9 protein-coding genes are annotated in these 15,597 nt (G+C 45.4%); 1 reads left to right on the top strand and 8 read right to left on the bottom strand.

Annotated elements, in window-relative coordinates; translation table 11 throughout:
• Positions 1–124: 124 nt before the first annotated feature.
• Together G367_RS0120110 and G367_RS0120100 are read right to left on the bottom strand one after the other, a co-directional pair.
• Complete coding sequence (locus tag G367_RS0120110) at positions 125–460, bottom strand: DMT family transporter (protein WP_020414961.1); 336 nt, start codon at positions 458–460, stop codon at positions 125–127.
• A gap of 1,082 nt (positions 461–1,542) precedes the next feature.
• Complete coding sequence (locus G367_RS0120100) at positions 1,543–3,825, bottom strand: TonB-dependent receptor (protein ID WP_020414959.1); 2,283 nt, start codon at positions 3,823–3,825, stop codon at positions 1,543–1,545.
• A gap of 400 nt (positions 3,826–4,225) precedes the next feature.
• Between G367_RS0120100 and G367_RS26875 the strand changes: the two genes are divergently transcribed.
• On the top strand, positions 4,226–4,582 hold the full coding sequence (locus tag G367_RS26875) for a hypothetical protein (protein ID WP_083922811.1): 357 nt from the start codon (positions 4,226–4,228) through the stop codon (positions 4,580–4,582).
• A 287-nt stretch (positions 4,583–4,869) separates the two neighbouring features.
• Here G367_RS26875 and G367_RS0120090 read toward each other — a convergent pair whose 3' ends face one another.
• The 6 genes from G367_RS0120090 to cobN all read right to left on the bottom strand — a co-directional run bounded on the left by G367_RS0120090 (position 4,870) and on the right by cobN (position 15,596).
• Positions 4,870–5,637: a reprolysin-like metallopeptidase gene (locus G367_RS0120090; protein ID WP_020414957.1), complete on the bottom strand. Its 768-nt coding sequence runs from the start codon at positions 5,635–5,637 to the stop codon at positions 4,870–4,872.
• Between the two features lie 978 nt (positions 5,638–6,615).
• Positions 6,616–7,386 carry a M12 family metallo-peptidase gene (locus tag G367_RS0120085; RefSeq protein ID WP_020414956.1) on the bottom strand — a complete coding sequence of 257 codons (771 nt, stop codon included), beginning with the start codon at positions 7,384–7,386 and terminating at the stop codon, positions 6,616–6,618.
• 236 nt (positions 7,387–7,622) lie between these two features.
• On the bottom strand, positions 7,623–8,300 hold the full coding sequence (locus tag G367_RS25355) for a protease inhibitor BamI-like protein (protein WP_020414955.1): 678 nt from the start codon (positions 8,298–8,300) through the stop codon (positions 7,623–7,625).
• A 1,269-nt stretch (positions 8,301–9,569) separates the two neighbouring features.
• On the bottom strand, positions 9,570–10,394 hold the full coding sequence (locus tag G367_RS0120075; protein WP_026305280.1) for a zinc-dependent metalloprotease family protein: 825 nt from the start codon (positions 10,392–10,394) through the stop codon (positions 9,570–9,572).
• 246 nt (positions 10,395–10,640) lie between these two features.
• Complete coding sequence (locus G367_RS0120070) at positions 10,641–11,255, bottom strand: protease inhibitor BamI-like protein (RefSeq protein ID WP_020414953.1); 615 nt, start codon at positions 11,253–11,255, stop codon at positions 10,641–10,643.
• A 390-nt stretch (positions 11,256–11,645) separates the two neighbouring features.
• A complete protein-coding gene (gene cobN, locus G367_RS24445; RefSeq protein WP_211214963.1) occupies positions 11,646–15,596 on the bottom strand; it encodes a cobaltochelatase subunit CobN in 3,951 nt (1,316 codons plus the stop codon).
• Position 15,597 lies beyond the last annotated feature (1 nt).

Genomic DNA, 15,597 nt, shown 5'->3' with positions numbered 1-15,597 from the left:
TGCATCTGTTGTTTTATCAGTAGTTTGCCATCTAAAAGGCCTGAGCTTACTGCCAGGTAATTTTAAGCCTGGGAAGTTTCGGGCAACGTAGCGATACCAAAATTGCTCATTAGTGGATAATGACCTAAGCAGACACATCCGAAGATGCAACCAACTTGAGGCCTACCACACCTAGCACTATAAGAGATATACAAGCAATACGCGCAAGCGTTATTGGCTCATTGAACCATACAACACCAAGTACTGCGACACCTACTGCTCCTATACCAACCCATATAGCATAAGATGTGCCTATTGGTATATATTTAAGCGAATATGACAGAAAGGCAAAACTAATCCACATAGCCATGACAGTAATTACGGATGGCCACAACTTGGTAAAACCTTCCGAATATTTCATACTCACAGCCCACACAATCTCAAAGAGCCCCGCTACGAACAAGCTAATCCACGCTCCCATATATTCAAAACCACCTTTAATTTTATATAAATTATTAGCTTATCAAATATAAGCCTTACCACAGTATAAATTATAATTATCCCATATAGAAAATCCACCAATCTTTAAATTCATTGTTTCACTACTAAAAACAGTATCAGCATTTAAAAATAAACTTCCAACAAAATATATTTCTATTTCAAGTCTTGAAGGCAATTTTTGAAAGTGCTTATATCAATTAAAAACCTACGCAAAATATCCCCTGCAAGGCGTAAAATTTGAACACCTACTTCAGCACTTCGCCATTAATTTTATACGCAGCTTCAGACCCTTTATTTTTCCTAGCAGCTATAAAATTCTTTAAAAAAAATATTAAAATTAATAGTAATCCAATAGAGAATAGACCCAAAGAAATATGAAGGGCTCTTTCGACAGAGAAAAATCCGGGTAGCCTGTTTGCCAGAGGGTCCAGTGATATCCCAGCTTCGATGCCAGGTTAACGTCACCACTACTAAGTACTATGAATATCTCTCCATTATCAGGGTTGATTCTCACCGCACTATGAATTGCAGGCGCATTGATACCATCGTGCTCATAAATATAACTCCCATTCTCGGTGGGAACGTATAATTTTATTTTTATTGTTTTAGCACCATGGGTGAATAACATTTAAATAGCTATCTGAAGGATAGCAACCAGCATAACAACAACCTAGTGAGGGTTCTGCTAATTGATCTGACTTGTGCATTTAAGAAGAACCCCCTCTAAGAGGCACAATTCAAGCTTTTCACCCCAGAGAAACCTCATATTTCATCACAAAAATGGACTCTATTTTTGATGATTCAATTACAGTAAATAACAAACACAGATAGTATAAGATTCCTGTCTATCTATTTCATATCCCAAAAGGGCGTGAAACTTATATTACTTTTATACAGGCGGGAAACCAATTTAGGCAAAGGCATCCAAAAAAGAGCGCGATGGCACTAGTTGTTACTTATCAGGAAGGTAAGTCGAAAGGGTGCCCGATGGAGAGATACAAAAAAGCCGCACGCTGGAGTTCGTGCGGCAAAGCTTAAAATACCTTTGGGAGAGGTATGGAATTAAAAATCGTAGGCCACGCTTAGCTTGATATTACGCGGCAAAATATAGCGAACATTGGAAGCAAGGGGATCACGGGGATCACCTTCAGTAATGCCATCCTCATCAGTCAAATTATCCACCGCCAGTTGTACGGTAATATCATTGAGATAGGCTACGGCCCCCAGGTCTACTTTCGTATAACCGGGTAGAGTTACTGAGTTTTCGCTATCGTTGAAGCGGTCACCTACCCGACTGATTCCTCCAAAAACAGCCATATCAATGTTGTTAATGGTAAAATCATAGTTCTGGCTCAGGCGAACCTGGTATTCGGGCTGGCGCATCACCTGATTACCTTTAAAGTCCCCACTGGTGATCTCCGGCTTTTGCAGGGTTGCATTCAGGCCTAATGTAAAATCACCCCAATGGGCTTTACCATCCAACTCAAGGCCTAGGGCTTCTGTTTCCAGGCGGGTACAAGTGGTACTACCAATAATGCAGTCTGGCATACCCTGGGTTTCATTGTAGAAGAGCGTGGCAAACAGCGAGTAGTCTTGGTCCTGCAATTTGTAGCCCAGCTCGTATTGGTCGATGTCGATGATTAGATCGGAACCGGCAAGGAAGCTCTCACCAAACTCGCGATAGTTATCAAAGTCCGCGAATTTAAAGCCGGAATTAATTCGGAAGAAAGTTCCCATATTTTCCGCAAAGGCCCAATCCACTGCAGCGGTGTAGGCGAATCCATCTTCATCCGCCTTGTAAGTGGTAAAGACCCCATTGCGCTCTCCATCGTCAACGGAGTAATTGGTCTCACGGTTGGCGGAACGAACCCCTAAGTCGAAAGTAAAATCACCCAGGTAGAATTCACTGGCGAGATAAAAGGCGTTTTCGCGGGCATCACCCACAGCTTCAAGGTCGTAGCTCCAGCAGAGGATGGGATCCAGTTCCTCATCATCACAGGAGATATCTTCCGCAATTTGCTCGCCATCGTGACCAAGTACATAGTAATCCTGATTTCCAAGGGACCACCACTCGTCTACTTCCCAGCTAGAGGTGTAATAGCCCGCTGTAACCTTGAAGCTGTCCCATTCTTTGGACAGGCTGATATCGTTGGTAGTTGCCTCGATATCCTTCCGCACTACCCAGGCGCCAAACTGTTGTAACAGGGTATCGTCGCTGACTTCTGCCCCAGACACTGTAGTAGCTGAAGTTACAGCTGTACCATCGGTGTATCGCAGATCACCGATTGAGACCGGACCTCCATTGGGCACAAAGCCCAGGGTGTCGGCATTGCCACTGGTAAGTCCAAATCTTTCAGTAAGACTCCATCCATTACCCAGGTCCAGCTCAAGGTAGGCACCGGCTACGCTGCCATCCCAGCCACGCCCTTCACCCATATCGAAGGTTTCCCAGCTTGTTTCTGAGCCACCATTCCCGTCGGCCTGGGAAACAGGTACTGAAACCTTGCGATTGCTGGGACCAACTTGAGTGTAATCAGTTGCCAAAAAAGAGGCATTTGGCAGGTACCAGGTGCCGGTATCTTTGGTATCGCGTATATAGAAACCGGCTTTGCCATTATCCATTTCCTTGGTGAGGTGCAAGGTAAACTGGTGGCCTTCCTCGGCATCAAAGCCAGCATCGCGAATGCCGGGAGAAGAGCTCACATAGCCGCCCATCATGAAGTACACATCTTCACTGAGCTTCCCCGTCAGGAGGGCATCCGCCCTCTGAAGATCATAATCAGAGGTGGTGTATTTAAAGCGGCCCTCGGTCTCTTCAGTACCCTCTTTCAGAATAAAGTTGGTAGTAAGACCTGGCTGGCCATTGGAATATACCGGATTGGGTCCACCGCGCAGGCCTTCTACACGCTGGATGGTCTCATCCACACGGAACAAGGAGGAGTTTTCCATGAAAGAGAGGGTCGGAGCCGGATATAACGGCAAACCATTCATAGAAACCGTAACAAACGGTGCATCGCTGCCACCAGGAAAGCCTCGAACATCAATGTTCGCACCAGACACACCACCAGAACTTTCAACCCAAAGGCCTGGGATGGACTTCAGCAAATCCGCAGTACTTGATGGGGAGGCTTTACCTATTTCGTCGTCACTCAGAGTGGTGATTGAGAAGCTGGCATCCAGCTTGCGCATACCGGTACCACCTGGGGTACCCGTAGTAATCACCTCTTCCATCACTAGATTTTCATCACTGCTTGGAGAAACAGCTTCTTGGGCGATCGCGATACTACAGAAGCCAAGTGATACTGCCGCCAGGGAGACTGCTCGCGCCAGAGGTTTCTTATTCATCAACACTTCCCTCTCATCGTCATTCTTATCTGATTTATTGGTGTTGGTGGCCGGCACAACAATGCAATCGATTGCAAAACCCGGCCAAACCTGTCCTGTGAGACGACACCGCGATGATGACTATAATCCGCCAATGCAATCGATTGCAAGCTGCATTTGAGGTCAAATCTATAACGATAGTCACACCGCTTCCTAGAGGGCTCACGTATTTGGCCAGAATGCCCAGGCAGCGCCGAGTTTAGAAAAGTAAATCAGCAACTATCCCTTTGAAAGAGATCGCCGGCATTCCTACAGTTCTTATTAAGCACCTAATGAATGGACGTGACCCGGTGGTATCCGGCTGTCTATTTAGTGAGTAGATGCTAAGAGCCCTGAGCACCATCTCATACGAGGATCTGTTATGGCCAACAACCACTGCCAGCAGGCACACAACCATTCCCACAAACACGGCCCCCACTGCGGCCATGCCGCCATCCAGCATGGCGACCACGTATGTTATGTACATGACGGGCATCTGCATCACCCTCATCAGGGTCACTACGATGAACATGTACTGGAAATAAGCAAGAGAAACCCAGATGCCTGTAATCCAGTTAAGACCGCCACTCACGCAACCCACGTGCATGGGGAGGACTGTGGGCACGAACGTATCCCCCATGGCGACCACTTTGATTACCTCGTGGAAGGGAGATTACACCATGTCCACGGGGATCACTGCGATGATCACGGGCCAGTAGATGTTGTGCACGACAAATAAGTCAGGGGATTTTTATTGTTAGTACCACCTTGATCTTTTTGGGATAGGATTTTTAGTACTGTGAGTATTTGCGTTAATTAATATTATTTTTTATTGGAGCCAATAAAGAAATAGTATCGTGCTACCCAATCAGTATTTCATTTATAAATAACTTTGTTCTTTTTTACAGCAGGAAACCAGGAGAAGATCTCCTGGCTTCCTTTTAGCCTGTGAGACTAAGTATGTTTAATCTTCTATCTTATAGATACCAGCTAAGGTATACCAATCAGATAGATATTGATAAACGATTAATAGTAACCCGCAATATCGTCTACGATGGGAGCTAGAGCACGCTGGGCATTAGAAATGTCAACGCCGTTTCTTCTTTCACCACACGGTAAATTGTTACACACAGCCCAATCAGGATTAGAAAAAATATCAAACTGTGTTGTAGTACCAAATACATGTGGATAGGCCATGATAGTTGCAAAACTATTGTCCACACCGTAGCCTAAACCATAAGAATAAACTCCCGGAGTGCTGCCTTGCTTGGTGGAATGGTTTAACCCCATATTATGGCCGAGCTCATGTACGAAGGTATTATAACCACAGTCAACACCAGTAACACTATAAGCACGCTGCTTTGCACTACTGTACATTGTGCCGTTACTGCCTTGACCAACCCATGCAATACCACAAGTACGATACCTGTCACCATTCTGGTCTACAAACTCATCGGCCTTACCCAATAAAACCACCATGTCGGCTCTCACAGAGGAGCGCCAATCATTGACGGAGCCGTGGAAGGTAATAAGATCCAAATTATCCTCAGTTACACGGAGATCATCGTGTGACGCCAGCCACGTATCTACTAAGCGAAGCTGGATATCAACACCATTCCTACTAAAAGAATTGTTCGCATAACTAATATAGTTATCAATCTTAGTTGTAATATCACCAGTGTGATCTGCAGCTGGTGTCGTGTACATGATGGCGATATCAACTGTTTCTGCTGATGCGGCACCGCAAATAGTGAGCGCTGCAATTGTCGCAGCAAGATTTTTTTTCAGGCTCATTATAGATTCCTTTTATTATTAGTTGTGCACATCCCCAACCTGAGTAATTCAAGATAAATTTTGATTACTCGGCAGGGAAAACTGCACGCTTTGAACACCCTAACTCGATTAAAAAACATCCATATTTATAATCGCCTGAAGAGCTAAACTCCCGGTATCTGCAGGATTTATACAGACCATCCTTTGCCTGACTATCGACCGGAGATAAATATCTCCAGACCAATTCACCAACTCAAAAATACCTACTTGTTAAATGATTTCCCAATCCCGAACTGGCTTCTCACATTGCAAAACCCCCTCATGTTAATTAACCGCAATAAATGTAACCGGTTACATAGCAAAACCTAAAACACCAATTCAAAAACACTTAACAAAACGGTCTTCCACTTTCACCCACGGAGAATATTTTTTGCTCGGCTCTTGAAAAATTTAAAGCATTCTTAACCAACAGTATACGGGCGCCAAGCTCTAACAAGAATTTCCATTGACCATAATAAAATAGACAGGCATCCGCAAGCATTGAAAATCTGCAAATGAAAATAATGAGAAATTATCCCTATCACACTAACCACCGGTTATAATGTTATAACGAAAGCAGCAGAAATAGAGCACAAAAGAAAACATAAACTTAGTAACACAAGCAACGTAACCTGGCTTAAGCTTTTAACCCCAATCACTAACCGTCAAAAAATAAAAGTTTTTCAGAAAATAAGAATCAAGTATCTGACTCAGAAAGCTCACACTTCTAAAGATAAACTTTATACTTACTCAAAAAATAAGAATACACAGGAGGGGGTCGATAGATTTTTTCGGAAACCTCCCTAAAAGCACTGCCATCCTAAGTAAATATATAATTCCAAGAAAAGAAAGCCAGGAGAATTCCTCCGGACTTTCTTTTAGCCTGTGAGACTAGGTAAACTTAAATTTATCTATTCGCGAAAATTTAAGTCAAACAATCAAGAAGATTGAAGCAGGCAATTAATAGTAACCGGCAATGTCATCTACGATCGGGCCAAGAGCTCGATAGGCATTGGAGATATCTCTACTGCCAGAGCGCTCACCACAGGCCAATCCACCACACTCATACCAGTCTGGGTCAGAAAACCAGTCGTACTGGGTTACATTAGAACCATATCTCCAAGGATAAGCCATAATAGTGGAGAATTTATTATCTACACCGTGCCCCATACCATAAGAGTAAACACCACCAGAAGTATCACCCTGCTTGGTAGAGTGAACCAGTCCCATGTTGTGACCAAGCTCATGAACAAAGGTGTTATAGCCGCAGTCAACGCCAGTCACGCTGTAGGCACGCTCTTTAGCACTATTGTACATGGTACCGCTATTACCCTGACCAACCCAGGCAATACCGCAGGTAATGTAGGTGCTGCCGTTTTCAACAACTTCCTCTGCTTTAGTCAGAAAAACGACCATGTCAGCTTTTTCAGAAGAACGCCAGTTGTTCACAGTACTGTGGAAAGTAATGAGGTCCAAGGTACTCTCATTTACTCGGTAGTCAGAGCTGGAGGCATTCCAGCTATCTACCAGATTCAGCTGGATATCGATGCCATTCCTTTTAAAAGAATTGTTCGCATAACTGATGTAGTTGTCGATCTTTGTGGAAATATCACCAGTATAATCCGCTGCAGGATCTGTATACATAATGGCAATATCTACAGTTTCAGCACTTGCGGCCGCAGAAATAGTTAATGCTGCAATAGCTGATGCCAGGCTTTTTTTAATATTCATTATTGACTCCTTTTATTATAAGCAGTGCACACTCTATTATTGACAGCCAGCGCAAAACCGTTAACTGCCTGATAGTGAGTTAGCAATACACTTTTAATACCCTGACTCGACTAAAAGATCTTCCATTATTTTTTAACCGCCTGTGGAGAAATACTCCCGGTATTTGCAGGATTTACTTCGGCCCTCCTTTGCCTGACCATTGATTCGGGGTTAAAAACCTCGTATCAATTTATTCCTCAATCAAAATCATTCAGTGGAACTTCATTATCGTCCCAAGTTTTCTCCCGAGGAGCCTCTGAAGACATATCATCATCATGTTTTTCAACATGGTTTTGAATAAGTGCGCCATTGGGAGCTATCCACGCAAAACCATCCTGAGCTTCTAAAGTATAGGAGCCAGAAGGGGTGTTTAACTGAGCATAAACAGAATTTTTACCCAATGTGAATGTAGCTCCATGAAGGCGGGTCATACCAGGAAAATCAAATTGAACACTTTTATTTCCACTTGCATGCTGTTCAATATCACCCACTTGAACATCATAACTTTCATCAATACCAGGAAGAGATAGATCAATATAATCCCCAACCTCTAGGCTTCTCAACATTTCAACATCAAGTTCCAGGTAAGTCTCACCATTCAGGTCAACAGGTAGGCGTCCATTTTCATGCAGGACTTTTTTAGCCAGCTCAGACTCCTCCCACAACTTTTTCTCGCCCTCCTCTTCAGCATCATAAGAGACAGGAACTTCCTCTACCACTTCTTGGGACTCTACTTTCGCAGGTACTCGATCAATAACCATTTTTGGTTCTGGAATTTTAGCAACCTGACTTTCTAGCTTAGACTGTCCTTTCGCCCAAAAGTAATAGCCAGCACCCAGTAAAATAACCAAAACAGGAAACGCCAACTTCTTCACAGTTCACCACCCAAAAATTCATCTATTAAAATAATACTCCCGAAAACTCAGGGCTTCAGAAGAAAATTTTTCTCTCAACATCAACCAGTAAATATTGCTTCTTGCTGTTCAACCTACCGACCAGATTCAGACGACGAATGGTATCAAGACCTCAAATTTTTTTTTGAAAACAATTCACAGATGAGAAAAAAATAAAAATGATCAAAATAAAATCATAAAAACCAAGCTTAAAAAACTGCAAACCGCATCGCAACCAACAAACATAGGCTCATAAAAATATTGAGAAGTTCATCCACTTAACAACCCTAAATGGTTATATATTTATAACCAAAAAAAGATCAAATTAATTACATTAAAAGATAGAAAAGGTACTTGCAAAATAAACCAGGCAGAAAAATAGAACAAAAAAAAGGAGGGCAAAGCCCTCCTTGGAATAACAGAATTAACAGTCAGTACTTTCTTAACAAATCAAGAGAGTAAAATTAGATCAACAATGGCCGTCTACATCATCAATAATTGGCTTCAATACTCTGTGAGCACCAGCTCGATTTTTTTTCGCCACACAGTAACCCTTTGCAGATTTCATCCGGGTTTAAAAATGCATCCAGTTGTTCAGCGCTTCCGTATATTGTGGATACACCATGATGGTGGAGAAGCTGTTATTTACACTGCAGCTTAGCCTCCAGCTGTAAACATAACCAATAGCATCACTTGGATGACAAGAATAAGTCAGCCCCATGTTGTAGCCCAACTCATAAATAAACGTAAGATAGGTAGCCCCACTATCAATTCAGGTCAAACTATAGACCAGGCACTTAGCGCTGGATCCACAACACCGCGACCACTCATTCCGCCTCAGGCAATTCACCACCCACGTTCACGGCACCTAACGTTCAACGCACCCAACCAGATTCAGACGAAGAATGGTATCAAGACCTCAAAATATTTTTTTGAAAACACTTCACAGATAAGAAAAATAAGCAAAATTGGAGCCGGCCACAAAATCTTAAAAAAAACTGCAAACTTTATCGCAACCAACAAATATCGCCCTTAAAAATATTGAGAAGTTCATCCACTTAACGACTTTAAATGGTTATAAAGTTATAACCAAAAAAGAAAGCCAATCAATTGCACCAAAAGATAAAAAAACACTTGTAAAACAAGCCAGACAAAAAGCAAGAGAACAAAAAAAGGGAGGGCAATGCCCTCCCCAAAACAATGGAGTCAACGGTCAATAACTTCTTAGTAGATCAAGAGAGTAAAAGTAGATTAATAATAGCCAGCTACATCATCAATAATTGGCCCCAATGCTCTGTGAGCATCAGCCCGATCCCTCTGGCCACACGGAAACCCGCTGCAGATTTTGTCTGGATCAGAAAATGTATCCAGCCTTACAGCTCCTCTTCCGAATGCTGATGGATACGCCATAATAGTGGAGAAGCTGTTATTTACACCGTAGCCAAGCCCCCAGTAGTAAACACCACCACTGGTATCACCTTGCTGGCGAGAATGAGTCAGCCCCATGTTGTGGCCCAACTCATGAATAAATGTAAGGTCAGTACCCCCACAATCAACTGCGGTCAAACTATAGGCCAAGCGTTTGGCACTAGGGTGCATAACACCGTCGCTACCTATTCCGCTCCAGGCTACTCCACAGCGGGTACCTTGAAAACGCCCATTTTCCCAAACTTCTTCTCCCTTACCTAGCAGAGCAACCATATCGGCTTCAAAAAGTTGGCGCTGCACCCCAACTGGGCCGGGAGCAACTTGCGTAATCTCATCGTAGGTCGGCGTACTATCCTGGGCAAAGTACTCAGCTAAACCAGAAAATTCATCGAGGTTGGCTCTATTAATGAGGAGATCGTCCTTGGAATACTCTCTAGAGTCTACCAATTCCAGCTGAATATCCAGACCATTATTTTCGTAAATACGGTTAGAGGTACTGATCAGATTATCGACCATTACGGAAATATCCCCGGTATGCTGAGCCGCAGGATCGGTATACCAAACCGCAATTTTTATCGTCTCCGCACTTGCCGCCCCAGAGATGGTGAGAGCCGTTATTGCGGCCGCCAAACTATTTCTTAGCTTCATAGCAGTTCCTTTTATTATTAAATTATTTACCCCAATCTTTGCAATCCGACCAATGAAACCGGTTACATTTTTAGCCGCACTGACCAGATCACAAAATTTACTTGCCCTAACTGGAAAACAGATTACTTCCTGCTCTCTTCTCCACCTGTAAAAGCAATCGCTTCTGGCAGTAACAGGTACCTCAAGCAGCACTCCCTTTGCTGCTAGCCAGGTCAGAAAACTCCTGCCCCAACATTAGATAAATTCTTACTTTAATTTTACCTCTTCCTCCAAGTGACTCCTGGTTAAATCTTTTTTCGAAGCCACCCAGGCATAATTTCCCTGCGCCTCTAGGGAGTATGAGCCTGAAGGCAATGTTAAATTGCCATATACCGAGTTTTTGCCAATTGTGAAATTTACAAAATACACGCTGCCATAACCGGGCAAGTTCATTTGCACACTTTTATTACCACTGGCATGCTCCTGGACTTTATCCACCTGGGCATCGTAGCTTCCCTCCACTCCAGGCATTTCTATATCGACATAGTCTCCAATAGATAACTTCTTTAGAGCTTCTACATCGACCTCAAGATATGTCTCTCCATTTAAATCGATCGGCAAGCGTCCTGATTCACGTAAAAACTGCCTTGCGACATCCGATTCTGCCCACATCAAGGCACTATCAGGGTTCACCTCTTGCTCATTGGCGGAAGGCATTTCTACCACTTCTTCAGTAGATTTAGTTTCAGCTGGAACAATTTTCTTGGAGGGAGGTGAGACTGGTTTTTCAGTAATTGGTTGTGGGCTATCTGTTTGACTCTTTGCCCAGAAGAAATACCCTCCCGCACAAAGGAGAGCAATCAGTGGAATTATTTTTCTCATTAGCTTCTCACTGCAAAATATTTATGTTAGTTCAGAGAAAATCCCAATAGTGCTGATTACTTAATGAGCTACACCAAAATCGAGACTTAACCTTTCTTAACATGGACCACTATGCTGAGACGCTTAATGCTAATTTCCACGCAATTAATTTTTCAGAAATATTTCACAAAAATGTCATCCACGTATGGGTAGCCTGTGAGCATTCTCTGACTTTACCTGCTGGATAGGAAAAAATATCGACAGATTCCTGAAAAATGACAACAACATTGGCTCAAAAATTTTTTTACCGAAAAAGAAAAAAGCCAGCAACACTGGTAAGAATTGCTGGCCTTAACTGATCAAAAAGTGACTTTAGGATTGGCTTTTATTGCCAAGGGTAATGCCCAATGCCTAGGCATGGGTCACTCGCTGCCCTCCCTCCTCAAAAAAGCGCTCAAAAAATACACTAATAAATCCGGTGATAACAATTGCCAACAGTAATAACCACAAGAAGTCCTGGGGCTTGTCCTGAGCTGCGGGCTCTTTTACTTCTTCTAGTTTCTGCCCACTAACTTGCTGAGACGCGGGAGCGCTGTTAGCGACATTATCTACCGTCTGGCCACTTACAAGCGGGGCAAGACCAAATCCAAGGGCCTGCTGATTCACAAAATCAGTAAATTTTTCATTGTCTGTTGCTACGTCGTGCTGGTTGGCGAGTTCGGTGTAAGTCTCAACCATTTTCCTTAGCGTTTCTGCATCGGCAGGCCAGTAACCCTTTCGCACGGCTTCCAGCATGCGCTCCAGCATTTGCGCCAAGGCTTCCGCATTGTGCTCCTCAAAGAACTCACGCATATCCATTTGGTATTTATCATCCACGTAGACTTCAAACATCTCCTGCCATTGGTCGTCGCGAATGGTTTCCGGGGTCATCACCTCCCAGCCCCACATGTTGTTCACACGATCCAGAATTGCCGTTGCGCCGGCATAGCCGGATTCCTGCATCGCCTCAATCCAGCGGGGATGGAAGTAACGGCTGCGCATTTCCTGATTGACAAACTCTCCCAGGGTCTGGGTTTTAATGTTGTCCTTACGGCGCAGATTGGATACGTACATCTCTGGCGTCTTACCGTCGAGATTGCGCACCGCTAGCCCCATACCACCAAAGTACTGGAAAGGATCGTCATTGGTCATCATCGCGTAGAGGTTGGTGGAACGTGAGAAAATGACCCCATCAGTACCGGAAAGCACCTTGCCATAAAGTGCAACATTACGCTGGTCCTCGCTCCAACGGGACTCATCCTTGCCATAGGCAAACCCCATGCGGCGCATATACAGATCGGCCAGCTTGTCGTCTGTCTCCCAGCTGTCGGAAGCCAGGCTGGCACCATTCAGGCCGGTACCGTAATTGCCACTTTCATTGGAGAAAATACGCACGGAGGAAAGATAGCGGGCATCCTCCTCGGAGCTGCCCTCTTCCTTTAGCTGTTGCAGTAAGGCCTGACTGTGGCGATAAACAAAGTTGTTCTCCTCCTTCATCTGCGCCACTTTATCGATGGCTTCCGCCAGCCACAGCATCACATTAGGGAAAGCATCGCGGTAAAGGCCCGTAGCAGAGATCACCACATCGATACGAGGGCGCTTTAACTCTGAATAGGGAATCACCTCAGTTCCAGTAACATTGCCCTGCTGATTCCATTTGGGCTTGAGACCCAGCGCATGCAGTATTTGCGCTTCCAACGCACCTTGGTGGCGCATCGTCTCCAGGGACCAAAGGGAGAATGCCAGCTTATCCGGGAAACGGCCGTGTCTTTCCCGATAGTCGGCAATGGTTTGTTCCATCAGTTGAACGCCGGCCTCATAAGCCTCCCTGGACGGCACTTTGGCAGGGTTGAATCCAATCAGGTTGCGACCGGTAGGCACTGCCTGCGGGTTGCGAATAGGGTCACCCCCATAGCTCACCGGAATGTACTCACCGTCGAGCGCCAGCATCAGGTTTTGTAGCTCAGCAATACCGGCAAAGTTATCGGCATACTCCCGGCCCTGCTGCAGGTAATTTTGCAGTTCTTCAGAAAGTTCTGGCAACTTGCGGCCAGCCAGGTAGGCATTTAACAGCTGATAACCCGGCTGTGCTTCCAAGGCGACTACATTGCGTTCATCCAGCACCTGATCCTGCGGCAAACTCAGGCCCTGGTCGCTCTCATATTGGCCGGCGGCGGAGATAAAGTTTTCACCCAGCATTTGCAGCATGGTGCTGGTGAGATGCTCTGACTTGGGCAGCTGACCAAAACGATGGATACCCAGTGGCTGGCTCATTTCAGCCAGTTGGGCCAAGTGGTCCTGAAGACGACTGAGCTGGCCACCGAAATCAGCCCGCAGGGTTTCAGCGCTGATTTCCAGATCCTTGAGCATATTCAGCTTGTCCGCCAGGGCGATAATGCGCTCCTGGGTATTCTGCCGGGTTTGCCCTTCTTCCAGAATCAGGTAATTACCAATCAACTCAGAGAGTTCGGCCACTTCGGCATAAAGACCCGCTTTAGCGAAGCCCGGTGTCAGGTGGCTGATCATAGTCGCACGTCCGCGACGCTTGGCCTGCATAGCCTCGCCTACATTATCAATAATGTAGGGATAAAATACCGGGATATTTCCCAGAGCCAAATTTGGGGCGTCGAACACAGAGAGCCCGCGCTCCTTACCGGTTAACCATTCCTGGGAACCATGTGTCCCTAAGTGAATATAGGCATCGGCCCCGAAAGTTTTACGCGCGTAGAGATAAACCGCCAGGTAGGCATGGTTTACCGGGGTTTTCATATCGTGATATAGGGATGCATGGTCTTTTGCATTATCCGCGCGCACCCCCTGCGGCAGGACAATCAGGTTACCCAATGTCATACGTGGGATCACAAACGCCCGCTCACCATTATGGTCTGCCAACATGGCATTATCTTCCGGCTTACCCCATCGCTCCACAATGGGGTCACGCACAGAGGCCGGCAAGCTATCAAACCAATCGACGTAGGTGGAAAGTGGCATCCAGTCAGCCAAACCTTTATCAATCAGCGCAGTGCTGTCTTCACGACGATAATAGGGGCGTAGCAATTGGCCGGCCCAGTCGATCAGGATCTTGGAGTCCTGCTGCTCTATTTGATAGCCACGCTCCGCCATAGATTTGGCGATAGACTCGATGGAGGAAGGTACATCGAGGAAGGCCGCGCCAATATTCTTCTCACCGGGAGGGTAGTTCCAGATAAAGGTAGCCACCTTTTTCTGGCTATTTTTTTTATAGCCAAGAGAAGCATGGCTCCACGCGCGTTCCACCAGCGCATTGAGCTGATCTGCCATCACAACCTTATTGCCATCTTCGCTTGCCGCAACAATTACCGGGTCGATACTGCCGGTATCTTCAGGCATTACCAGGAAGAATGGGGTTAATGAAGGGGAAACCCCACTATTATCAGCAAGGTAATCCGTTTCACTACCCTCGGTATAGTTCAGAGCGTGAATAACTGGAACGCCCAGCTTTTCGAACTCTGCGCGACGTTTACTCACATAATGGAGAGAGCGGTAATTGATCATCAGATCAATACGTGTTTGCCCTGCTTCGTCCTGTAATAAATCAGGGTAGGAAAGCGGCAGGTCCTCACCTTCAAAGAAAAAGGCAAAAGCCTTAGCACCTTTTTCTTCCAGGCCAGCCAAAATTGCATCTACAACCTGCTGCTGCTCGTAATCCACTACTGAGCGATGGATAGCCAGGCCTATAACCGGCTGCTCTCCTGATACCTGCAGCCACTTAAAGAAATCCCCTTCGCTGTCAGTCACCAGGTTTGGCAGGCGCGGATGATAAAAACCCACCTTGGGCACAATAATAGGATCGGCTACAGGCAGCTCGGTAAGGCCAAAGACTCCCGCGGAGAGGAACTGCATCAAATGCCGGTAGTTCTGACGCCCAGCATTATTGAAATACGCAGCGATGGATTGGTGCTGTTCAGAGGTCAGCCCCTGGTTCATGGAGGCGTTATCGGCATCCCCCAGGGAAACCACTGGCACTTTGGGGTACTGGGTTAGCAGAGGTTGGTATTTTCCAAACATAAATTGGGAGAGTGCCGGATTGATACCATCCAGCATCACCAAATTGGAGGAACCCCAAGCCTGCGCTATTTGCTCTTCGCTCTTACCTTTGCTATTAAAAATCTCCAGGGTAAACGGCTGATCTGCAGCCAAATCAGATAACAGCTCCCCTTTGGCTTTCGCTGTATGACTGGACATCATCAACAAAACTTTGGGCTTATCGCTGGCCTGCACCATCATCGCAGTGAAGGCTATTACGATGAAGCATACCAATTGCATGCACACCTTCTTCAACATG

Source organism: Microbulbifer variabilis ATCC 700307, from assembly GCF_000380565.1.
GTDB lineage: Bacteria > Pseudomonadota > Gammaproteobacteria > Pseudomonadales > Cellvibrionaceae > Microbulbifer > Microbulbifer variabilis.
This window is presented reverse-complemented; position numbering and strand designations above follow the sequence as displayed.